The 23,249-nt window shown below is 66.3% G+C and carries 18 protein-coding genes; 16 read left to right on the forward strand and 2 right to left on the reverse strand.

Translation table 11 applies throughout. From position 1 onward, the window contains the following. Positions 1-108: 108 nt before the first annotated feature. The gene (locus tag ACFPO9_RS03845) at positions 109-3,093 is read right to left on the reverse strand and encodes a TonB-dependent receptor (protein WP_379767300.1); all 2,985 of its coding nucleotides are present in this window, start codon (positions 3,091-3,093) and stop codon (positions 109-111) included. 227 nt (positions 3,094-3,320) lie between these two features. Between ACFPO9_RS03845 and ACFPO9_RS03850 the strand changes: the two genes are divergently transcribed. The 16 genes from ACFPO9_RS03850 (at position 3,321) to ACFPO9_RS03925 (ending at position 20,745) form a co-directional block, all read left to right on the forward strand. Next, entirely contained in the window at positions 3,321-4,274 is a 954-nt protein-coding gene (locus tag ACFPO9_RS03850; protein ID WP_379767303.1) for an N-acetylmuramoyl-L-alanine amidase-like domain-containing protein, read from the forward strand. A gap of 501 nt (positions 4,275-4,775) precedes the next feature. Beyond that, positions 4,776-6,617 (forward strand): polysaccharide biosynthesis protein, encoded by a 1,842-nt coding sequence (locus ACFPO9_RS03855; protein ID WP_379767603.1) that lies wholly within the window; start codon positions 4,776-4,778, stop codon positions 6,615-6,617. A 19-nt stretch (positions 6,618-6,636) separates the two neighbouring features. After that, entirely contained in the window at positions 6,637-7,965 is a 1,329-nt protein-coding gene (locus tag ACFPO9_RS03860; protein ID WP_379767305.1) for a nucleotide sugar dehydrogenase, read from the forward strand. Between the two features lie 11 nt (positions 7,966-7,976). Next, the gene (locus ACFPO9_RS03865; RefSeq protein ID WP_379767308.1) at positions 7,977-9,038 is read left to right on the forward strand and encodes a Gfo/Idh/MocA family protein; all 1,062 of its coding nucleotides are present in this window, start codon (positions 7,977-7,979) and stop codon (positions 9,036-9,038) included. A 2-nt stretch (positions 9,039-9,040) separates the two neighbouring features. Beyond that, positions 9,041-9,649, forward strand: a complete 609-nt coding sequence (locus ACFPO9_RS03870; protein ID WP_379767311.1) for an acyltransferase — start codon at positions 9,041-9,043, stop codon at positions 9,647-9,649. A gap of 18 nt (positions 9,650-9,667) precedes the next feature. Then, positions 9,668-10,798, forward strand: coding sequence for a DegT/DnrJ/EryC1/StrS family aminotransferase (locus tag ACFPO9_RS03875; RefSeq protein ID WP_379767314.1), 1,131 nt, complete (start codon positions 9,668-9,670; stop codon positions 10,796-10,798). Beyond that, positions 10,795-12,039, forward strand: coding sequence for a lipopolysaccharide biosynthesis protein (locus ACFPO9_RS03880; RefSeq protein WP_379767316.1), 1,245 nt, complete (start codon positions 10,795-10,797; stop codon positions 12,037-12,039). Before ACFPO9_RS03875 ends, ACFPO9_RS03880 begins: the two co-directional genes overlap by 4 nt. Before the next feature lie 16 nt (positions 12,040-12,055). Further along, on the forward strand, positions 12,056-13,330 hold the full coding sequence (locus ACFPO9_RS03885; RefSeq protein WP_379767319.1) for a hypothetical protein: 1,275 nt from the start codon (positions 12,056-12,058) through the stop codon (positions 13,328-13,330). Continuing rightward, on the forward strand, positions 13,236-14,360 hold the full coding sequence (locus ACFPO9_RS03890; RefSeq protein WP_379767322.1) for a glycosyltransferase family 4 protein: 1,125 nt from the start codon (positions 13,236-13,238) through the stop codon (positions 14,358-14,360). Before ACFPO9_RS03885 ends, ACFPO9_RS03890 begins: the two co-directional genes overlap by 95 nt. A 2-nt stretch (positions 14,361-14,362) precedes the next feature. Next, the gene (locus tag ACFPO9_RS03895; protein ID WP_379767325.1) at positions 14,363-15,067 is read left to right on the forward strand and encodes a hypothetical protein; all 705 of its coding nucleotides are present in this window, start codon (positions 14,363-14,365) and stop codon (positions 15,065-15,067) included. Next, positions 15,064-15,846 carry a polysaccharide deacetylase family protein gene (locus tag ACFPO9_RS03900; RefSeq protein ID WP_379767328.1) on the forward strand — a complete coding sequence of 261 codons (783 nt, stop codon included), beginning with the start codon at positions 15,064-15,066 and terminating at the stop codon, positions 15,844-15,846. The genes ACFPO9_RS03895 and ACFPO9_RS03900 overlap by 4 nt, the downstream gene beginning before the upstream one ends. Further along, positions 15,843-17,090 (forward strand): glycosyltransferase family 4 protein, encoded by a 1,248-nt coding sequence (locus tag ACFPO9_RS03905; protein WP_379767606.1) that lies wholly within the window; start codon positions 15,843-15,845, stop codon positions 17,088-17,090. The genes ACFPO9_RS03900 and ACFPO9_RS03905 overlap by 4 nt, the downstream gene beginning before the upstream one ends. Then, a complete protein-coding gene (locus tag ACFPO9_RS03910; RefSeq protein ID WP_379767331.1) occupies positions 17,083-18,306 on the forward strand; it encodes a DegT/DnrJ/EryC1/StrS family aminotransferase in 1,224 nt (407 codons plus the stop codon). Before ACFPO9_RS03905 ends, ACFPO9_RS03910 begins: the two co-directional genes overlap by 8 nt. 8 nt (positions 18,307-18,314) lie before the next feature. Further along, a complete protein-coding gene (locus ACFPO9_RS03915) occupies positions 18,315-18,905 on the forward strand; it encodes a sugar transferase (RefSeq protein ID WP_379767608.1) in 591 nt (196 codons plus the stop codon). A gap of 7 nt (positions 18,906-18,912) precedes the next feature. Next, positions 18,913-19,515, forward strand: coding sequence for a hypothetical protein (locus ACFPO9_RS03920; protein WP_379767334.1), 603 nt, complete (start codon positions 18,913-18,915; stop codon positions 19,513-19,515). Positions 19,516-19,548: 33 nt separating this feature from the next. After that, positions 19,549-20,745, forward strand: coding sequence for an acyltransferase family protein (locus ACFPO9_RS03925; RefSeq protein WP_379767337.1), 1,197 nt, complete (start codon positions 19,549-19,551; stop codon positions 20,743-20,745). A gap of 202 nt (positions 20,746-20,947) precedes the next feature. Here ACFPO9_RS03925 and ACFPO9_RS03930 read toward each other — a convergent pair whose 3' ends face one another. Continuing rightward, entirely contained in the window at positions 20,948-23,236 is a 2,289-nt protein-coding gene (locus tag ACFPO9_RS03930) for a polysaccharide biosynthesis tyrosine autokinase (protein WP_379767340.1), read from the reverse strand. Between the last annotated feature and the right edge of the window lie 13 nt (positions 23,237-23,249).

Below are 23,249 nucleotides of genomic sequence, written 5' to 3' on the forward strand. Positions count from 1 at the left end.
TCAACGCCTTCATCTTATCGAAACGCACCGTCGGGCACCGTTAGGTGACGCACACTTCAAAAAAAAGGGGAGCCGGAGCTCCCCTTGCACGACAACGGAAAACGGCGCTTAGAACTTGTAGCGCAGGTTCAGGTAGTACTGGCGGCCGCTCACGTCCAGCTTCTGCTGCTCGTCTTCGCTGTAACGATAATAAGCGCGGCGCACGTTGGTGAGGTTGGTGGCGATGAAGGACAGCGACAGCGCCGGGGTGATGTTGTAGCTGCCGTTGAACGCCAGCGTGGTCACCGGCGAGGCCATGGTCGGCGCGGACGGCATCAGGATGCCCTGCACGGTCGACTGGCCCTGGCTGTTGGCGGTCGGCGCCGGCGCAGTGCTGCTGTTGACGTACTCGCTGCGGTAGTTCGCCACCAGGCGCATCGACACCTTGTCGTTCTCGTAGTAGCCACCCAGGTTGGCCGCCCACTCGGACGCGCCGACCATCGGACGGCCGTCGTCGACCTTGGTCTTGGCGCGGCTGACGTTGCTCGTGAAGCCGAAGCCGGTGCTGCCGAACGGCTGCTCGTAGGCCAGCTCGATGCCGCCGATGCGGGCGCCCTGCTGGCTCGAGGTGTTGATCGCATAGGTCTTCAGGCCGCCCGACGCCGAGTCGTACAGGTCGATGGAGGAGCCGCCGGTGGTGCCGGTCTTCACATAACCATTGATCTTCGAATAGAACACGTTCACGCCCACCATCGAACGGCGCGCGAAGTACCAGTTCCAGGACAGGTCGACGTTATCCGAGGTCAGCGGATGCAGGTCCGGGTTCGGACCGGTCACGTGGCAGCCCTGCGCATCGCAGGTCGGGGTCCCGAGGCCCGCGCCCAGGATGTTGTAGTTCTGGCGGCCGATGGTGCGGCTGGCGCCGAAACGCGCGATCATGTCCTTGTCCAGCTCGTAGCGCAGGTTCAGGCTCGGCAGCCAGTTGTTGAACTTCTTGTCGGTCTTGGCGAAGTAGTACATGTTGCCGGCCAGCGGATTGAATGGGTACTTCGTCTGGTCGTCGTAGTACTGCTGCAGGTCGCCCGCGGTCGTGATCGCGTCCGGGAAGGCCGCGCACGGAATCGCCGGCTGGTTCGGCGCCGAACGCTGGCAGACGCCGGCCGCGATCGGGGTCGGAATGTCGGCGTTGACGCGGGTCTGCACGAAACGCAGGCCGAGATTGCCGGACAAGGCGCCGCTTTCCAGGTTGGCCATCATGTAGATCGAGGTCTGGCGCTCGCGCATGTGCAGCTCGGACGCGATGCGGCGCTCGTACTGGTCGCTGGTTTCCTTGGTGTTGGTGCCGAAGTACTGCTTCAGGACTTCCGGCGGGAAGGTATAGCCGGTGTTGTCCCAGCCGGCCGGGCCGTTCAGGCCGTTGCCGAAGTCCGACGGCCACGGGATGGTGGTGGTCGGCCCCGCGTCGACCAGCACGCCGTTCACCAGGAAGGGCGCATGGAAGGCCGGGTAGCGGCGCTCGCTGTCGCGGTGGTGGTCGGCGTAGCGCAGGCCGGCTTCGATCGATTGCACCCAGCCCTTCTCGAGCTTGTATTCGCCGTCGATCTGGCCGCTGGTCTCGCGGTCGCGGGTCTTCAGGCCCGAGATGGTGCGTCCCACCAGCTGGTCCGGCTTGATGCCGGTGCCGTAGTACTTCACGTAGGGCGCATTGTCGACGTCGCCGAGCGCGAACGAGGTGCCGGTGCCGAAGCTGGCGTAGGTCAGGCCCTGGTCGGCGTCGGTCTTGCCCACGCCGCGGGTGGTCGACAGCAGGGTCTTCAGCGTCAGGGCATCGTTGACGCGCCAGCTGCCGTTCAGGTCCAGGAAGGAACTGGTGGCGTTGGCGCCATCGCGGTAGAAGCCTTCGGTGTTGCCGATATACTGAGGCACGGTCCCGGCCGGGAACATGATGTCGGCGCTCTTGAGCACGCGGATGGTGTCGCCGTACAAGGTGGTTTCGTTGACGATCACCGGGTTCTTGATCGAGGCGAAGACCTGGGCGCCGCCCGGCTGGCCGGTGGCGTTGGTGTTCGGCGAGGTGGCGCCGGTGGCGCCGTCCACCAGCGAGGCTTTACCCAGCAGCATCGAGTACATCGCGCCGGCCTTCAGGCGGCCGTAGTTATTCGCGTTCATCGACGAGTGGAAGCCAGTCAGGGTGAAGTCCATGTCCTGGTTCGGCTTGAACTCCAGCGACAGCACGCCGCCCTTGCGGTCGCGAACGCCTTCGACGAATTCGGTGGCCATCGAGCCCGGCATGCGCACGCCGTTCAGGTCGGAGGCCTTCAGGCCGGTACCGGCCAGCGATTCGTCGGTGATGCCCTTCATGGTGCTGGTGTTGATCACGTCCCAGCCGCTGCTGGTGCCGTAGGCCAGGCGCGACGAGGAATCGCGGCGCACATAGCGCTTCTCGGCAAAGCCCTGGAAGATGAAGCCGAAGTTGCCCGCCTCGTTCTTCCAGTTGATGACGCCGTTCATGTCCGGGCCGAACTTGCCCGGCAGGGTCGCGTAGCTGCTGCCGACAGTGACCACGCCGCCCAGGCGCTCTTTCTGCTGCAAGGGCTTGCGGGTGGTGATGTTGACGGTGCCGGACAGGCCGCCGTCGACGACATTGGCCTGCGAGGTCTTGTAGACGATGGCCTGGTTCAGGACCGAGGACGGCACCAGCGACAGGCTGGTCGAGCGGCTGCTCGAGGCCTGGTCGCCGACGTACCAGTCGCCGCCGGACACGGTGTGGCCGTTGAACAGGATGAGCGCCATGTCCGGATTGGTGCCGCGCATCGACACCTTTTCCGCTTCGTCGTAGTCGGTACGGACCGCCACGCCAGGCAGACGCTGCAGCGAATCGGCGATGTTCTTGTCGGGCATCTTGCCGACGTCTTCGGCGGTGATCACCTCGACGTTGGCCGACGCGTCGCGCTTGACCGCCAGCGACTTCGCCATCGAGGCGCGGATACCGGTCACTTCGACGGTCTGGATGGCGTTCGCGCCAACGGTAGCCCCATTCTGGGCCAGCGCGGGCAGCGCAGCCAGACCCAGCGCGACGGCGACGGCTGCTGCAAGCGGCTTCTGTTTCAACATTCTCACTCTCCTGAATAGTTATGCGGGGGCAGGTGTGTCCCTGCCGCGCGCATAGTATTGACGATAGAGAAACTGTTGGACAATGATAAGTAGTGGAGAATCCATAACCCAAGGGAATGTTTACTGGCGGAGGAGAACAGCGGGTTATACTCGCCTGCATAATTTTCATTTTGCAAATACTTGCTGGCGCGCTAGCGTGCGGCATTGCATCTGCCTTGGAGACACCCATGCGTTTTGCCTGCCTCTTGCTCGCCGCCGCCCTCGCCGGCTGCGCCACCCAGCCTTCCACGCCGCCGCCCGCCGTGGCATCCCAGCCACAGGCCCCGGTCACGATCGAGACCATCCTGCAGAAGCAGATCTATCAGATGAGTCCAGTCGAAACGGGACGTTATGTGGCCTGGGTGCACCAGTCCGAACCCGACCTGCGCAAGCGCATCGCGGCGATCGGCCGCAAGAACATCGGCCAGCCCTACACCCTGAACCTGCTGGGCGAATTCCCGTATGAGGTGCACGACAACCTGCCGATGTTCAGCCTCGATCACAGCGACTGCGTGGTGTTCGCGGAACACACCTATGCGATGGCGCTGTCGCAGTCGTGGGAAGAATTCTTCTGGATGCTGCAGCGGATCCGCTACCGCGACGGCGTGATCGGCGTCGCCACGCGCAACCACTACACCGAGATGGACTGGAACGTCGCCAACCGCTGGCTGGTCACCGACATCAGCGCGGAACTGGCCGGCGCCGCCGGTCCGTCGTATTCGATGACGGTGGACCGCGCGCGCTTCCTGAAGACCCGCCACCACACCGAGCGCAACATCCCGGTCGAGACCAGCCGCCAGGCCTATGTGGCGAAGGACCAGGTGGCTTCCATCGCCGGCCAGCTGCAGGAAGGCGATTTCGTGAACGTGATCTCGACCCGCAACGGCGAGTACTGGGCCTCGCACGTGGGCCTGGTGGTCCTGGGCGCGGACGGCCAGCGCCACTTCCTGCATTCGTCCGAGCCGCAGGTGCGCGAAGAGACCTTCGAGTCCTTCATCGCGCGCGCCGCGGCACGCGAGGAACGCAACCGCAAGGAGGGCAAGAACGGCCAGGTGCTGGCCGGCTTCAAGTTCCTGCGCCTGAACGAGAACATCGTGGTGCCGCCGATGGCACCGCAGCCTCGCCCGGGCGCCGGCGCCTGATCCCTTCTTCCTCCCCTCCTCCCTCGCGGGCCGCTCGATGCGGCCCGTTTTCTTTTTGCCGATCGATTTCCTATTTTCATTTTTATTCCTGCAATCGGGAAATAAATTAATTCAGGAAAGTAATTTCCTAATTCCAAATTAGCAGAGAAAGATTTAATTCCCTTATGCCGGTTGAGCATAGTCAAACCCATCAATCTTTCCAAATCGGATAATAAACTTACTCAGCAATAAGCACTCTAAAAAGCGGCGATTTTTACTCTACCCGAAATTATTTCCGCGAAATAAGACACAAGAAATAAAACCGGCCTTTATTTAGCCAGGCTATATCCCCGAGAAAAAGATAACCCGTAACCACGCAGCCTTTCCGAGATCATGCCAAAGCTAAATCAGGGCCTTGTCGGCCAGTTTTGCTCCAGGATGGTGTCCCTGCACCGCAGGACCAAAATCGCCATGATGGTGACAGCCGACCTGATCGCGCTGCCATTCTGCTTTCTCGTCGCAATGCTGCTGCGCGGCGGCGATTTGAAACTCGCATCCCATTTCGGCCCCGCTTCTTATGTATTGGTGGCGGTGGTGACGATTGCGGCCTTTTCCGTCTCCGATCTTTACCGCGCCGTTATTCGATTTATTGATCAACGTCTATTGAGCGTCACGGGACTCGCATTGGCCGTCGCGATTTTATGCGCGTATATCGTCATGTTCGCGATTAACGAGGAACGATTCCCGCGCAGCGCCCTGACGATTTACTGGTTTATCGTGTTTTCCTATGTGGTCGCCTCGCGTGTGGGAATGCGTAATTTCCTGCGCAACCAGAATGCAAGACAGCGCTGCGCCGCCGAAGTGGTGGCCATCTACGGCGCCAGCGAAGCCGGGGCCCGCCTGGCCCAGGCCATGCGCGGCAGCGACGAATACCGCCCGGTCTGCTTCTTCGACGACAAGCACGTCCTGAGCGAGCGCAACGTCGCCGGCCTGCGCGTCTTCCACACCGACCGCCTGGCCGAGATCGTGCAGGCGATGTCCGTCCGCTCCATCGTGCTGGCCCTGCCGGGGGTGTCGCCGGAACGCCTGCGCGACATCATGCAGCGCCTGGCCCAGGCCGGCGTCGCCACCAAGATCCTGAGCCGCCTGGTCGATCTGTCCGACGACAAGCTCACGCCGCGGGAAACCATCCGCGAGCTGAAGTTCGAAGACCTGCTGGGCCGCCCGCCGGTGCCGCCGCGGGTCGACCTGTTCGCCCGCTGCGTGCGCGGCAAGACCGTGCTGGTCACCGGCGCCGGCGGCTCCATCGGGAGCGAGCTCTGCCGCCAGATCGTCACCGTCGCGCCCAGCCGCCTGCACCTGCTCGACCATTCCGAATTCGCGCTGTACACCATCCGGCAGGAACTGGTCTCGCGCTTCCCCGACATCCCCATCGAGGCCCACCTCGGGTCGGTCTGCAATGCCGAACTGGTCGAGCGCATCCTGCGCGACGGCAAGGTCGACACCATCTACCATGCCGCCGCCTACAAGCACGTGCCGCTGGTGGAAACCAACATCGTCGAAGGCCTGCGCAACAATGTGGTCGGCGCCCAGGTGATCGCTTCCCAGGCCGCCCGCCACCGCGTCGAGACCTGCGTGCTGATCTCCAGTGACAAGGCGGTGCGCCCGACCAACATCATGGGCGCCAGCAAGCGCATCGCCGAGCTCATCTTCCAGGCCGCGGCGGCCCGGCATGGCGCCCACACCACCTTCTGCATGGTTCGCTTTGGGAACGTGCTGGGCTCCTCCGGCTCGGTGATCCCGCTGTTCCAGCGTCAGATCGCCCGCGGCGGCCCGCTGACCATCACCCACCCCGAGGTCTCGCGCTACTTCATGCTGATTCCCGAGGCCGCGCAGCTGGTGATCCAGGCCGGCGCCATGGCCAAGGGCGGCGACGTGTTCGTGCTCGACATGGGCGAGCCGGTGCGCATCGTCGACCTGGCGCGCACCATGATCGCGCTGCACGGCCTGACCGAGAAGAATACCCAGAATCCGGCCGGCGACATCGAGATCCGCTACGTCGGCCTGTTCCCCGGCGAGAAGCTGCACGAGGAGCTGCTGACCGACGGCGTGGTCTTCCCCAGCGACCACCCGCGCATCATGCGCATGAAGGAAAACGCCCTCCATCCCAGCGTGCTGGAGACCTTCATCACCTGCCTGATGATGGCCTGCGAGACCCACGAGCGCGCCATGATCGAGTCGATGGTCAAGGCCATCGTCACCGAATACACCCCGCAGCAGGTCACGAATGCGCCCACGCCGGTCCCGGTCGCGGAAGCGCCACGGCTGGGCCTGATAAGAAAATTCGTGCCGTTCCGTATCTAACTTTTTGACGAGGACACTCATGCGTGACGAAAGCAAACCGGCATATCTCGAACAGCTGACCGAGCGGCTGGACAAGCGGTCGGCCGTGATCGGCATCATCGGGCTCGGCTATGTCGGCCTGCCGCTGACCCTGCGCTATGCCGAGGCGGGCTTCCGCGTCCTCGGCATCGACATCGACGGCGCCAAGATCGAGCGCCTGAACCGCGGGGAAAGCTATATCAACCACATCAAGTCGGCCGACATCGCCCGCGCCCGCGAACGCGGCTTCGAAGCCACCAGCGACTTCACCCGCGCCGGCGAGCCGGACGCCCTGATCATCTGCGTGCCTACCCCGCTGAACGCCTACCGCGAGCCCGATCTCTCCTTCGTGCTCGACACCGCCGACGCCCTGCTGCCCTTCATGCGGCCGGGCCAGGTGCTGTCGCTGGAAAGCACCACCTATCCCGGCACCACCGACGAGGAACTCAAGCCGCGCCTGGAATCGCGCGGCTTCCTGATCGGGCGCGACGTGTTCCTGGTGTTCTCGCCGGAGCGCGAAGACCCGGGCAATCCGAACTTCCACACCCGCACCATCCCCAAGGTCTGCGGCGGCGTCACTCCGGCCTGCCTGGAAGCCGGCATCGCCCTCTACAGCCCGGCGATCGACAAGGTGGTGCCGGTCAGCTCGACCCGCGCCGCCGAGCTGACCAAGCTGCTGGAGAACATCCACCGCGCGGTCAACATCGGCCTGGTGAACGAGATGAAGATCATCGCCGACCGCATGGACATCGACATCCACGAGGTGATCCGCGCCGCCGCCACCAAGCCTTTCGGCTTCACCCCCTACTATCCGGGGCCGGGCCTGGGCGGTCACTGCATCCCGATCGACCCCTTCTACCTTACCTGGAAGGCGCGCGAGTACGGCCTGCATACCCGCTTCATCGAACTGGCCGGCGAGATCAACAGCGACATGCCGCATTGGGTGATCGGCAAGGTCACCGACGCCCTGAACCGGCGCGGCAAGTCGGTGATGGGCAGCCGCGTGCTGGTGCTGGGCATCGCCTACAAGAAGGACGTCGAGGACATGCGCGAATCGCCCTCGGTCGAGATGATGGAGATCCTGCGCGAGAAAGGCGCGGCGGTCGACTACGCCGATCCGCACGTGCCCAGCTTCCCGCGCATGCGCGAACACTGGTTCGACCTCAAGAGCGTGGAGCTGAACCCCTCGAGCATCGCGTCCTACGACGTGGTGCTGCTGGCGACCGCCCACAGCGGCTTCGACTACGAACTGATCCGGCAGTACGCCGCCCTGGTCGTCGATACCCGCGGGGTCTACCCGACTTCGCTCCCGAACGTCGTGAAAGCCTGAGGACCGCCACCATGCGCCACTATCCCGCCCCCATCCAGGACCGCAAGATCCGCTTCGCCTTGGTCGGCTGCGGCCGCATCGCCAACAACCACTTCGAGGCGCTGCGCAAGCACCAGGACCGCGCCGAACTGGTCGGCGTCTGCGACGTCGACCCACGCGCCCTCGACCGCGCCGTCGGCCTGACCGGCGCCGACGGCTACGGCAACCTGGAGCAGATGCTGCGCGAAGCCGATGCCGATATCGTCGTGGTCACCACGCCGTCCGGCCTGCATCCCGAGCAGGCGATCCAGATCGCCCACAGCGGGCGCCACGTGATGACGGAAAAGCCGATGGCGACCCGCTGGGAGGACGGCAAGCGCATGGTGGCCGCCGCCGACGCCGCCGGGGTGCGCCTGTTCGTGGTCAAGCAGAACCGCCGCAACGCCACCCTGCAGCTGCTCAAGAACGCGGTCGACAAGAAGCGCTTCGGCCGCATCTACATGGTCAACCTGAACGTGTTCTGGACCCGCCCGCAGGAGTACTACCGCAGCGCCAAGTGGCGCGGCACCTGGGAATTCGACGGCGGCGCCTTCATGAACCAGGCCAGCCACTACGTCGACCTGATCGACTGGATCGTCGGCCCGGTCGAGAGCCTGCAGGCCTATACCGCGACCCTGGCGCGCGACATCGAAGTCGAGGACACGGGGGTGCTGAGCCTGCGCTGGCGCAACGGCGCGCTGGGTTCCATGAACGTCACCATGCTCACCTACCCGCGCAACCTGGAAGGCTCGATCACCATCCTGGGCGAGCACGGCACCGTGCGCATCGGCGGCGTGGCCGTGAACGAGATCCAGCAATGGGAATTCGCCACCCCCGATCGGGACGACGACAAGGTGGGCGACGCCAGCTACGAGACCACCTCGGTCTACGGCTTCGGCCATCCGCTCTACTACGACAACGTGATCAAGGTGCTGCGCGGCGAAGCCGAGCCGGAAACCGACGGCCGCGAGGGACTGAAGTCGCTCGAGGTGCTGATCGCCGCCTACAAGTCGGCGCGCGACGGCCAGCGCGTGGCCCTGCCGCTGGAGTACTGATCGTGAACGCGCCTCTCGAAACCAATGCGGTCCATGCAAGCGCCATCGTCGACGAGGGCGCGGTGCTGGGGCCCGGCACCCGGGTGTGGCATTTCTCCCACGTCTGCGGCGGCGCCCGCATCGGCGCCGGCTGCTCGCTCGGCCAGAACGTCTTCGTCGGCAACGACGTCGTGATCGGCAACCGCGTCAAGATCCAGAACAATGTCTCCGTCTACGACGCCGTCACACTCGAAGACGAAGTGTTCTGCGGACCCAGCATGGTATTCACCAACGTCTACAACCCGCGCTCGGGCATCGTGCGCAAGGACCAGTACCGGCGCACCCTGGTGCGGCACGGCGCCAGCATCGGCGCCAACGCCACCATCGTCTGCGGCGTGACGGTCGGCGCCTACGCCTTCATCGGCGCCGGCGCGGTGGTCAAGCGCGACGTGCCGGACTTCGCCCTGATGGCCGGCGTGCCGGCACGCCAGGTCGGCTGGATCAGCCGCTTCGGCGAACGCCTGCCGCTGCGCCTGGGCGGCAATGGCGAGGCCACCTGCCCGCATACCGGCGAGGTCTACCAGCTGGTCAAGGGCGTCTGCAGCCTGCTTCCCCCGCACTCCCAACTCTGACCGGAGCGACAAGACATCATGGAATTCATCGACCTCAAGTCCCAATACCAGGCATCGCGCGAGCTGATCAACGGCCGTATCCAGGCGGTTCTCGACCACGGCCAGTACATCATGGGCCCCGAAGTCGGCGCGCTCGAAGCGCGCCTGGCGGAGTATACCGGCGCGCGCCACTGCATCACCGTGGCCTCGGGCACCGAAGCCCTGCTGGTCGCGCTGATGGCCCTCGGGGTGGGACGCGGGGATGAAGTGATCACGACCCCATTCACCTTCATCGCCACCGCCGAAGCCATCGTGCTGCTCGGGGCGACCGCGGTCTTCGTCGACATCGATCCCCTTACCTGCAACATCGATCCGGCCCTGATCGAGGAAAAAATCACGCCCAGGACGCGGGCCGTCATCCCGGTGTCGCTGTACGGCCAGCCGGCCGACATGGACGAGATCAACGCCGTCGCCGAACGCCACGGCCTGGCCGTCATCGAGGATGCGGCCCAGAGCTTCGGCGCCAGCTACCGCGGCCGCCAGAGCTGCAACCTGTCCGGCATCGCCTGCACCAGCTTCTTCCCCAGCAAGCCGCTGGGCTGCTACGGCGACGGCGGCGCCCTGTTTACCAGCGACGACGAGCTGGCCAGGGCCATGCGCGAAATCCGCGTCCACGGCCAGTCCAGGCGCTACGTGCACACCCGCATCGGCGTCGGCGGCCGCATGGACACCCTGCAGTGCGCCGTGGTGCTGGCCAAGCTCGAACTGTTCGACTGGGAACTGCAGCAGCGCCAGCGCGCCGCCGCCACCTACGACGCCTTGCTGCTCGGCAATCAGGCCGGCGTACGCCCCATCCTGCGGCGCGAGGACCGCACCAGCGTGTATGCGCAGTACACGGTGGTGCTGGAACAGCGCGCCCAACTGCAGGCGGCGCTGGCGGCCACGAAGATCCCGACCGCCGTGCACTATCCGGTGCCCATCCACCGCCAGCCGGCCTATGCCCACCTGGACCCAGCGGCCTCTTGCCCGGTGTCGGACGCATTGGCCGGCAAGGTGATGAGCCTGCCGATGGGGCCCTACCTGTCGGATGCCGAGATTCGCACAGTGTGCGCGACACTGCTGCACGCTGCACGGGAAGCCGCACCCGCCGCCGCGGCGCTGAGCGTATGAGCCTGCCGGGCTTCTGGAAACACGTCGGCACCGTGCTGGGCGGTGCGCTCGGGGCCCAGGCCATGCCCCTGCTGGCCGCGCCCCTGATCACGCGCATGTGCACGCCCAGCGAAATGGGCGCTTTCTCGGTCTGGCTCGGGGTCGTCGCCGTCTCCGCCATCGCCGCCACCCTGCGGCTGGAAACGGCGATGATCCTCGACCACGAGAAGGAGCAGCAGCGGGTCTGCTTCAGCGTGGTGCTCTACACGGCTTCGATCACCGCGGTGCTGGTGTCGCTGGCCGCGATGGGCGCCCACGCCTTCGGCCTGCCGGCGCTGCGCGAACAGTCCTGGCTGGCGCTGGCGGTGATCGGCCTGGGCACCTGGCTGACCGCCTATACCCAGACCATGCTGGCCTACGCCACCTCGCACAAGGCCTTCGGCAAGGCCGCCCGCGCCAAGGTCTGGGGCGCGGCGACGATCGCGCTCAGCCAGCTGGTCCTGCTCTGGTTCGGCGCCGGCGAATTCGGCCTGCTGGCCGGGCAGCTGATCGGCCTGACGGCCGGGCTGTTCGCCGCCAAGCTGCTGCTGCGCCCACCCTCGCCGCGCCTGACGCTGCGCCTGGACCACAGGGCCACGGCCTATCTGCTGCGGCACCAGAAGTTCTGGCGCTTCTCGCTGCCCTCGAACCTGCTCAACGCCCTGGTCAGCCAGATGCCGTTGTTCCTGATCGGCATGCGCCATGGCGCCCTGGCGGCCGGCCTGTACGCCCTGACCAACCGCGTGCTGGCCGCCCCGGTCTCGCTGCTGGCCGCCTCCGTGCTGGAAGTGTTCAAGCGCGAATCCGTCCAGGAATTCGAAACCGTCGGCAACTGCCGCCGCGCCTACCGCTACACATTCAAGGCCCTGTCGCTGCTGGGCCTCGGCCCGGCCGTGGTGCTGCTGCTGTTCTCGCCCCAGCTGTTCGCCTTTGCCTTCGGCGACAACTGGCGCCCGGCCGGCGAGCTGGCGCAGGTCCTGGCGCCGCTGTGCTTCCTGAACTTCATCGCCAGCCCGCTCAGCTATGTGTTCTTCGTGACCGGCCGGCAGAAAGTCGACCTGTTGTGGCAGGTCGCCCTGTTCCTGATGACCCTGTGCGCCTTCCTGGCCCCGGGCACGCTGCGCCAGAACGTGCTGTGGTACGCGATCGGCTATTCGATGCTCTACCTGGTGTACCTGCGCATGTCCTACCAATGCTCCCAGGCCCGCCTGGCGACGGCATGAGGTGAAGGGCACGCGCATGAAATCGACCACCCACCGCCCCGGCACCAGCACGCGCGAACAGCTTATGCTGAACTCGGCGTTCTTCCTGCTGTTTCCCGGCTTCTTCTATTACCACACGCTGCTGGGCACGGGCACCACCGGGGCCTTCCTGGGCGGTTACTTCTCGCCGATCTCGATCGTCTACATGCTGCCGCTGTTCTTCGTGTATTACCGGCGCATGCGGCTCGATCCACGCCGCCGCTCGGCGATCGACCTGCACTACGGCCTGTTCAACGCCTACTTCCTGGCGGTCATCATGGTCAATGCCGCGGCGGGGGCCAACCGCGCCATCGTCGTCAACCACCTGGTCTGCATCCTGTTCATGGTGAACACCTTCATCATGTTCACCTTCATCGACTTCGAGCACCGCCAGTTCCGCCTGATGGCGCTCGCCAGCCTGGCCGGGATGTCGGCGATCGCCTTCAGCTTTTCCGTCAACGGCGTGTTCTACCTGGGCGCGCTCGGCATCGCACGCGACGCCGAGAGCCTGGCCACCTACCAGGGCTTCGCGCGCTCCTACCTGATGACCTTCCTGCCGGTGGTCGCCTACACCCGCTCGATGCCGCTGCGCCTGGCCCTGTATGCGGTCGGCGCGGCCACCCTGTTCGTCAACACCGCGCGCAGCGAATTCGCGGCCCTGCTGTTCGCGATCCCCATCATCGAATTCTATTTCTCGCGCCACAAGCTGATCTTCCTCGGCCTGGCCGTGGTGATTGGCATGTCCATCTATGTGCACCTCGACGACATCATCGCCTCGCTGCCGGAAAGCCGCATCCTCGAGCTGGTGGACCTGTCGCACTCGACCTCGGCCAACAAGCGCCACCACCTGACCGTGTATGCGCGCCAGACCATCGCCGCCCATCCCATCCTCGGCGACTACGCCAGCTATGCGCCCGGCTACTACTCGCACAACGTGCTCTCGGCCTGGGTCGACCTGGGGCTGTTCGGCTTCGTCTACGTGCTGGCCATCACCATCGTTCCCGCCATCCCGATGTTCTTCAAGGAGTACCTGGCGGGCCGCCGGCGCCCGGAATTCGTCCTCGGCTTTTCCATGGCCTGCGTCACCGTCCTGCTGTTGATTTCGTCGCACTTCTTCACCGACATGCTGATCGGCGCATCGCTCGGCGCTTACTCGCAATACCGGTTCGAGAGAAAATATGGCAAATATCGTCCACCTCACCTCAGCCCATCCCCGCTACGACACGAGGATCTTCGTCAAGCAGTGCCGCAGCCTGGCAGCTCGCGGGCATGAGGTCACCCTGGTCGTGGCGGACGGCCTGGGCGAGGAGCGGGCCGACGGCGTGCGCATCCTCGACGTCGGCCGTCCTGGCGGGCGCCTGGAGCGCGTGCTGCGCACCACCGGCCGGATGCTGCGCGCCGCGCTCGGCCTCGACGCCGACGTCTACCAGCTGCACGATCCGGAGCTGATCCCGGCCGGCCTGCGCCTGAAGCGGCGCGGCCGCCAGGTCGTGTTCGACTCGCACGAAGACGTGCCCGCCCAGCTGCTGGCCAAGCCCTACCTGAACCGCTTTTCGCGGCGCGTGTTGTCGGCCGCCTTCGCCGCCTATGAACGCCGCGCCTGCCGGCGCTTCGACGGCCTGATCGCGGCCACGCCCTTCGTCCGCCAGCGCCTGGCCGGCATCAATCCGAACACCGTGGACGTCAACAACTACCCGGTGCTGCAGGAATTCGACGCCGCGCCGGACTGGGACCGCAAGGCGATGGAAGTCTGCTACGTCGGCAGCATCTCGGCGATCCGCGGCATCCGCGAGCTGGTGCGCGCCTGCGAACTGCTGCGCACGCCCGCGCGCCTGTCGCTGGTGGGCAGCTTTTCGGAGGCGGCGCTGGAGCACGAGCTCACGGGCTATCCTGGCTGGGAGCGGGTCGACGCCCACGGCCACCTCGGCCGCGCCGGGGTGCAGCGCGCGATGAGCCGCGCCATGGCCGGCCTGGTCACCCTGCATCCGGTGGTGAATTACCTGGATGCGCTGCCGGTCAAGATGTTCGAGTACATGGCGGCCGGGCTGCCGGTGATCGCCTCGCGCTTCCCGCTGTGGCAGGAGATCGTCGAAGGCAACGATTGCGGCGTCTGCGTCGATCCGCACGACCCGGCCGCGATCGCGGCCGCCATCGACGACTTCTGCCGCCATCCGCAAAAGGCCCGCCTGATGGGCGAAAACGGCCGCCGCGCCGTGCACGCCCGCTACAACTGGCGCGGCGAGGCCGACAAGTTGCTGGCCTTCCACGACGGCCTCGCCCTTTCACCCAACCGCACCGCCTGACCATGAACACCTTCCTGCGACGATACGACACCCTGAGCGCCACCCTGCGCGAGCTGCTGCGCATGCCCGTGGCGCGGCTGCAGTTCGATTCCCGCATCGAGCCCGAGGACATCGCGAAGACCTACCGCTACTACACGCGGCGGCATCCACGCTACAAGCTCATCGGCAACAAGACCATGGGCGCGGCCCTGATCGACCTTGGCCGCTTCACGGGGCCGCCGGCCTACCTGGAAGACATCCAGGGCAAGAACCGCGGCGCCTGGCACGCAAAACGGGCCCGCTCCCGCGGCTATGTCTGCACCGAGATCGAGCGCAACGACCACGTCGACGCCATCCACGCGATCAACACCTCGCTGGAGGAACGCCAGGGCCGGCCGATGGACGACAAGTACCGGCAAAAGGTCTCGTGCTTCGAGCGCCAGCCCCACTTCAGCTACTACGGCGTGCTGGACCTCGAGGGCAGGCTGGTGGCCTACGCCAACATCGGTCACTACGGCAACTTCAGCGCCTTTTCCCAACTGATCGGGATCCGCAACAACGACGGCATCATGCATTTGCTGATGGTCGACATCGTCAGCCGCCTGCTCGAGGAAAAGCGGGTGCGCTACGTCATGTACGACACCTTCTTCGGCGCCCAGCCCGGCCTGCAGCAGTTCAAACGCATCCTCGGTTACCAACCCTATCGTGTGAAGTACAGCCTGCAATGAAGAAGCTGCTCAACCGCTTGTACGCGGACTACCTGATGCCGTCGCGGATGGCGGAATACGAAGCGCTGCTGGTCAAGGCGGCGCAGGCGGGCTACCGGCAGCTGTCGGTGCGCTCCTTCTACCGCGAGGTCCACGCCGCCGAGGACCCCGGCAAGGTGCTGGTGCACCGCCACGACATCGACAGCGACCTGCGCACCGCGCGCAAGATGTTCGACCTCGAGGTCAAGCACGGGGTCCAGGCCAGTTACTACTTCCGCCTCAGCACCCTCGACTACGGCTTCATGCGCGAGATCGAGGCGGCCGGCGGCGAGGCCAGCTACCACTACGAGGAAGTCGCGACCTATGCCAAGCGCCACCGCCTGCGCTGCGGCGACTCGGTGCGCGAGCGCTTTCCGGAAATCCGCGAAATGTTCGTGCGTAATTTCACCCGCATCCGCGAGCAACTGGGCATGCAGATGGCGACCGTGGCCAGCCACGGCGACTTCGCCAATCGCCGGCTGAAGGTCATCAACCACGAGCTGCTTTGCGACGAACAATTGCGCCGCCGCTGCGGCATCGAATGCGAGTCCTACGACACCGAGCTGCTGCGCCACTTCGACCTGTACATCAGCGACCGCCCCTACCCGGTCTATTACTACCCGATCTCGCCCTTCGCGGCGCTGGGCCAGCACGAGCGCATCTGCTTCCTGACCCATCCCGTGCAATGGGAAACCAACTGGCTGGAGAGCACCCGCTGCAACCTGCAGCGGCTGGCCGAGGAAGTGGCGTGGCACAGATGAACATCCTCCTGATCAACCATTACGCCGGCTCCGTGCGTCACGGGATGGAGTACCGGCCCTACTACCTGGCGCGCGAGTGGGTGCGGCAGGGTCATAAAGTGACCATCGTCGCTTCTTCCGAGTCGCACGTGCGCACCCTGGCCCCTAGCCTGGGCGGCGCCGCGCAGCTGCAGGAAACCATCGCCGGGATCGACTACCTGTGGCTGGCGACGCCGCCCTACCGCGGCAACGGTTTGGCCCGGGTGCGCAACATGGCGGCCTTCGTCATGCGCCTGCGGCGGGAGGGCGCGGCGCTGGCGGCCAGGCTGAAGCCGGACGCCGTGATCGCCTCCAGCACCTATCCGCTCGACATCTGGCCGGCGCACCGCATCGCCCGCCTGGCCGGCGCGCGCCTGCTGTTTGAACTGCACGACCTGTGGCCGCTCTCGCCGATGGAGCTGGGCGGCTACTCGCGCTGGCACCCCTTCATCATGCTGCTGCAGGCGGCCGAGAATTTCGCCTGCCGGCGCGCGGACGCCATCGTGTCGATCCTGCCGCGCGTGCGCGAGCACCTGGAGGCCCACGGCATGGCGCCGTCGAAGCTGCACCTGGTGCCGAACGGCGTCGATCCGGCCGAGTGGGAAGGCGCCCCGGCGGCATTGCCGGCGGCCCTGGCCGACACCCTGGACGAGCTGCACCGACAAGGCAAGTTCGTGGTCGGCTATGCCGGCACCCACGGCATCTCGAACGCCCTCGAAACCCTGCTCGAAGCGGCGGCCAGGCTGCGCGGCCAGCCGGTGGCCTTCGTGCTGGTCGGCGGCGGCCCCGACAAGCCGGCCCTGCTGCGGCAGGCAATCGAACTGGGCCTGGAGAACGTGCATTTCTTCGAGCCGGTGCCGAAAGCCCAGGTCCCGGCCCTGCTGGCGCGCTTCGACCTGGCCTACATCGGCTGGCGGCGCCAGCCCCTGTACCGCTTCGGCATCTCGCCCAACAAGCTGATCGACTACATGATGGCGGCCCGTCCCATCCTGCATGCGGTCGAAGCCGGCAACGACCCGGTGGCCGAAGCCGGCTGCGGCCTGACGGTGCCGCCGGAGCACCCGCAGGCGGTGGCCGACGGCATCCTCAACCTGCTGGCGATGGGCGCCGAGTGCCGGGCCGTGCTCGGCCAGCGCGGCCGCCGCTTCGCCCTCGCCAACCACACTTATCCCGTCCTCGGACGCCGCTTCCTGAACGCATTTGCTGGAGAACCTAGCCATGGCTGAACATCACGAGTCCGATGCCGCAACTGTCGCCACCGCTGCCGCCGCGCATGTAGTCGATCCTGCGGCCTTCCTGCCCTTCGCCCTGCCGGACATCGACGAGGCCGAGATCGAAGCCGTGGTCGCCTGCCTGCGCTCGGGCTGGGTCACGACGGGGCCGGCCACGCGCCAGTTCGAACAGGACTTCAAGGCCTACCTGGGCGGCGAGGTCGAGACGATCTCGGTGAATTCCGCCACCGCCGGCCTGCACCTGGCGCTGGAAAGCCTGGGCATCGGCCCCGGCGACGAAGTGATCGTGCCCACCCTCACCTTCACCGCCACCGCCGAGGTGGTGCGCTACCTCGGGGCGAAGCCGGTCTTCGTCGACGTCGAGCCGGAACACATGAACCTGTCCATCGAAGCCGTCGAGGCCGCCGTCACGCCGCGCACCCGCGCCGTGCTGCCGGTCCACTACGCCGGCCTGGCCTGCGATATGGACGCCCTGCTGGCCCTGGCCCGGCGCCGCGGCCTGCGGGTGGTCGAGGACGCGGCCCACGCCTTCCCCACCCGCTACAAGGGCCGCCTGGTCGGCACGCTGGACAGCGACATCACCGTGTTCAGCTTCTACGCGAACAAGACCATGACCACCGGCGAAGGCGGCATGGTGGTCACGCGCGACGCCGAGCTGGCGCGGCGCATCCGCCTGATGCGCCTGCACGGCATCAGCCAGGATGCCTTCAACCGCTATGTCTCGCGCACCCCAGCCTGGTATTACGAGGTGGTGGCCGCCGGCTTCAAGTACAACCTGACCGACATCGCCTCCAGCATCGGCATCCAGCAGCTGCGCAAGATCGACCGTTTCTGGCAGCGCCGCGAGCACCTGGCGCGGCGCTACCACGAAGCCCTGGCCGGGCTGCCGCTGCAGCTGCCGCCGCTGGCCGATACGGAGAACGGCAGCACCCACGCCTGGCATTTGTACGTGGTGCGCATGGCGCCGGAAGCAGGCATGGGGCGAGACGAGCTGATCCTGAAGCTGTCGCAGCGCGGCATCGGCACCAGCGTGCACTTCATACCGCTCCATCGCCAGCCGGTCTGGCGCAATTCCTGCGAACTGTCGGCCTCGCAATTCCCAGTCGCCGAAGCCTGCTACGAACGGATCCTGAGCCTGCCCCTGTACACCAAGATGAGCGACGCCGACCAGGACCGCGTGATCGCCACCCTGCGCGAGCTGCTCGCATGATGGGCGGACTGAGCAAGCGATCGTTCGACCTGCTGGCCGCCGGCGCCGGGCTGTTGCTGCTGGCGCCGCTGCTGCTGGCGGTGGCGCTGTGGGTCAGGCTCGACTCGAGGGGCCCGGTGCTGTTCCGCCAGGTCCGGATCGGGCGCCATGGCGTGCCCTTCGAGATCTATAAATTCCGGACCATGACCGACCGCCCGTACGGCGCGCGGCAATTGACGGTCGGGCAGGATCCGCGCGTGACGCGCGCCGGCCGCTTCCTGCGCCACTACAAGCTCGACGAGCTGCCGCAGCTGCTGAACGTGCTCGAAGGGAGCATGAGCCTGGTCGGCCCGCGCCCGGAAGTGCCCCGCTACGTCGCGTGCTATCCGCCGGCGGTGCGCAATACGGTGCTCTCGGTCCGGCCGGGCGTCACCGACCTCGCGGCCATCCTGTACAGGGACGAAAGCGCGATCCTCGGCCGGGCGCAGGATCCCGAGCGCGCCTATGTCGACACCATCCTGCCGGTCAAGCTCGAGTACTACCAGCGCTACGTGCGCGAACGCTCGTTCTGGCTGGATCTGCGGATCATTTTCCGCACCCTGGCGGCGATCCTGCGATGAGGACACCATGGCCTGGTCCCAGCTCCTCCACCTGGGCGACCTGTCGCTGACCCTGCCGGCGGGCGCCGCCATCGCCGCCTGGCTGCTGGCCGCCAAGGCCTGGCGCGCGGCCTTCGGCTGGAGCCTGGTGTTCGCGCTCGCGCTGGCGCTGGTGGCGGCCACCAAGATCGCCTTCCTCGGCTGGGCGACCGGCCTGCCCGCCCTCGACTACAAGGCCATCAGCGGCCATGCCGCCAGCTTCACCACGGTGTTTCCCGTGCTGACCTTCCTGCTGCTGCGCGCCAAAGGCACGATGCTGCGCCTGACCGCCACCGCCGCCGCACTGGCGCTGGGGGCGATGGTGGCCGCGGCCCTGGTCCATGCGGGCGAACACACGGCGGCCGAGGCGATCGGCGGCTGGCTGATCGGCGCCGGCGCCTCGGTATGCGCGGTCCACCTGACCGGCGACGTGCCCGCGCCGCCGCCCCGCCGGGCCATGGTCTGCTGTCTCGCCGCCTGGCTCGCGGTCGCCTGGGTCCTCCGTTCGGCCTCGGTCGGCTACTGGATGATCAAGGTGGCGCTGGTCCTGTCCGGCAACCATTACCCGACGCCGTGGGATCACTGCGGCTAGCCTTTTCTTAACTCCTTCACAACGGGAGACATCATGAGCAGCACCATCCTTCCCAAGATCCAGTGGCAGCGACAGAGCCAGCTGGACAGCAACTCCGTCCACTCCCTGCTGATTTCGCTGATGCGCGGCCTGGCCGCGCTGCAGGTCGCAGCCGCGCACCTGCGCTCCGAGATGTTTCCCGGTTTAAAAGCGATGATCGACCCGCCCCTGTACTACCAGCTTCTGGCCTTCGCCACCGGCTTCGCGCACCAGGCGGTGGTGGTGTTCTTCCTGATCAGCGGCTGGCTGGTCGGCGGCAGCCTGCTCAACCGCATCGGCCAGCCCGGCGCCCTGCTCTCGTATGCGATCGACCGCGCCACCCGCCTGTGGACGGTGCTGGTGCCGGCGATGTGCTTCATGCTGGCGGTAGGCATCTTCATCGCCGACGCCGATCCGGGCAGCGCCGACTTCGCGGCCGCCAACGAATACTCGGCCACCGCCTTCGTCGGCAACTTGCTGGGCCTGCAGACGGTGCTGGTGAAGAACTTCGGCGGCAACTACGCGCTGTGGAGCCTGGCCAACGAAACCTGGTACTACATCCAGTTCCCGCTGCTGCTGTTCGTCTTCATGAGCCGCAGCCGCCTGCGCCAGCTGGCCGCCGCCACCGCCCTGGTGCTGATCGCCGGCGCCCTGCCGCAGGCCATCACCCTCTACTTCACCCTCTGGCTGCTGGGCGCCCTGTTCTCGCGCGTGCGCATCGAGTGCGGCAACGGCCTGCGCCTGGCCCTGGTGGCAATCGGCTTGGGCTGCTCGGTCTGGTTCCGCATCCATGGCAGCAACGACGACCTGACTTTCGATTCCTTCCTCCAGGACCTGGTCTACAGCCTGCCGCTGCTCTTCATCCTGGCTTCGCTGCAGCGCCCGCTGATCCTGCGTTCCGCGTTCAACCAGGGGCTGGCGAAAGTGGCGCACCTGCTGTCCGAGTTCTCCTTCACCCTGTACGTGATCCACATCCCGACCATCAAGCTGCTGCGCTACTTCGGCCTGCAGGAATTCGGCCGCAGCAAGCTGGCCGTCGACGCCCCGCTGGACTATGCGGTCTACTTCGGCATGCTGCTGGCCCTGCTCGGCACCGCCTACGTCTCATACCGGCTGTTCGAGTCCCATACCTTCCGCCTGCGCCGCGCGATCAAGAACGCCGTGCAGCCGCAGCGTGTTCGTCCGGCCATCGTATCCGCCTCGGCCGAATAAGCCGGTTTTGCTCTTTGGCGGCGCGTCCCATCATCTGGTCGGACGCGCCGCTGCGTTTCCGGTCCCTTCTCCGCCCGCCCTCGCCTTTCCCCCTGGCATCCTTGCCTGGCGCCGGTTTGTCCGTACACGCAAGGGACGCGACAGGACGAAAAAAAGCCGGCCTGACATCAGGCCGGCTCTCTCTACGCTGTCGCGCCGGAGCTCAGCTTGCCGAAAATCCGATCTGCCCCGCCGCGCCGAAGCGGTTGTAGGCGCCATAGGTGCCAAGCCGCGGCGCCAGGCCGTTGAACAGCACGCCCTGCGGCGAGATGCCGGCGTGGTTTAGGCGCTTGATCGATTCGTGGATTTCCGACTCGTTGGTCCGTCCCGAACGCGCGACGATGAAGACGGCCCCGGCATGCGCGCCGATGATCAGGGCATCCGCGACCGCCAGTAGCGGCGGCGGATCGATCAGCACCAGGTCGTAATGGGCGCTGACCTGCTCGAGCATGCTGCCGAAGTTCAGGTGCAGCAGGAATTCCGAGCGGTTGGCCGGCAGCTCGCCGGTCGGCACGAAGTCCAGGTTCTCCACCACGTCGTGGCGGATGACTTCGTCGACGCGCTTCTTGCCCAGGATGGCGTCCGACAGGCCGCGCTCGCGCTTCACGCTGAAGTAGCGGTGCAGCTGGCCGTTGCGCATGTCGGCGTCGATCAGCAGGACCCGTTTGCCGCTGGCCGCCATCACGGCCGCGAAGTTGGCCGAGACGAAGGACTTGCCGAGGCCGTGGGTGGGCCCGGCGAACATCACGATGTTATTGCGGAAGTGCGGCATCGCGAACTGCAGCGCGGCGCGGAAGCTGCGCAGGCTCTCGACCGCGGCGTCCTCGGGAATGATGCGGGCCAGCAGCGGCAGCGGACCGCCGTCGCCCCTGGCCTTGCGCATCAGCTTGTCCTGGTTGCTGCTGTGCGGAATGGTGGCGTAGACCACGCGGGCGTGCAGCAGGCGTTCGATCTTTTGCGGATCGTCGATCCCGCCCATCATGGCCTTGCGCGCAAAGGCGATCAGGGTGCCGAGAAAGAGGCCGGTGACGACGGCCAGCGCGACGATCAGCGGCCGGTTCGGCTTGAGCGGCTTCTCCGGCGGCACCGGGGCGTCGACCATGCGTACATTGCTGACGCGGCCCACGGAAATCAGGCGCAGTTGCTGGGCGGTGTTCGACAGCGCCGTGTAGAGGTCGGTGTTGACCTTGATGTCGCGGGTCAGGCGCGCCTCATCCTGTTCCAGCACCGGCAGGGACTTGATGCGGGCGTTGACCTCGTCGATCTCGGTCTCGACCTCCTTGCGCTGGCGGTTGATGGCCTGCACGATCGGGTGGTCTTCGGTAAAGCGCGCCATCAACTCCGTCTTCTTCTGGATCAGGTCGATGCGGCGGGCGCGGGCCGCCGCCGCCTGCGCCAGGCTCATACGCGCCTCTTCCTGCAGGTCGACGGTGCCGTGCTCGTTACGGAACTGGTTGTAGCGGTCCTCGGCCTGCTCGAGCTGGCGCTTCAGGATCGGCAGCTGCTGGTTCAGAAAGGCCAGCGACTTCTCCGCCTCCTCGGTCTTGCGGGCCAGGTTCTGGCGCATGTATTCGCGGCCGATCTCGCTCAGCAGCGTGTGGGTGCGGCGCGCGTTTTCGCCTTGCAGCTTGACCTCGATCACGCCCGACTGCTTGCCCTGCTCGGTGATGACGAGCGCCGTCTGGATCGCCTGGATCATCGCCACCCGCGAGATGCGGCGCAGGCGGAAGCGCGCGCCGGCGTTCGCCACCATGCGGTCGACCTTCAGCTCGATCACGCCGTCCGGCGTCGGCACGCGGTAGCGCAGGCCGACGTTGCCGTCGAAGACGATGCGCTGGCCGCCGCCGGAAAAGCGGTAGCGTCCGTTGCCGAGCGCGGTGAGCGCGAATTCGCGCCCCAGCCAGGCTTCGGGCACCTCGAACACCGAGACCTCGGCCTTCTCCGCGCCCCAGACGTAGCCGCCGTAGCCGAACAGGCCCGGTTCGGACAGCGCATTGCCGTTCTGGTTGGCGAACCAGAAGCCGGCGATCGGGAAGTACTTGGGCTGCACGTCGATGTAGAGCTGCAGGTTGTCGACCGCGCGCGAAACAACCATGCGCGAGCGCAGCAGCTCCATCTCCGCGATCGCCGCCTTCTTGGTTTCGAACAGCGAGGACGCCTCACTGAGGATGTTCTTCGACGCGTTCGGGCTCTCCTCCTCGACGTGGATCATCAGGTTGGCCTCGAACACCGGCATGGCGACCAGGGCGTAGAGCACCGCCACCAGGGTGATGAAGGCAGTGATGCCGCCGATCAGCCAGCGGTTGTCGTAGAAGGTGTGGAGATAGCCCTTGAGGTCGAAGACAGGTTCTTCGGCCGGCCCGCCGACCGCGCGTGGATCGAAAGGCACGCTGGCGATGGGCGGGGTACGGACGACAGGGGTCAGGGGATGCGGCTCACCGGGGGTACTCATGTTCGTGCTCCTG

The sequence above is a fragment of the Massilia aerilata genome (genome assembly GCF_042656905.1).
Taxonomy (GTDB): domain Bacteria; phylum Pseudomonadota; class Gammaproteobacteria; order Burkholderiales; family Burkholderiaceae_D; genus Telluria; species Telluria aerilata.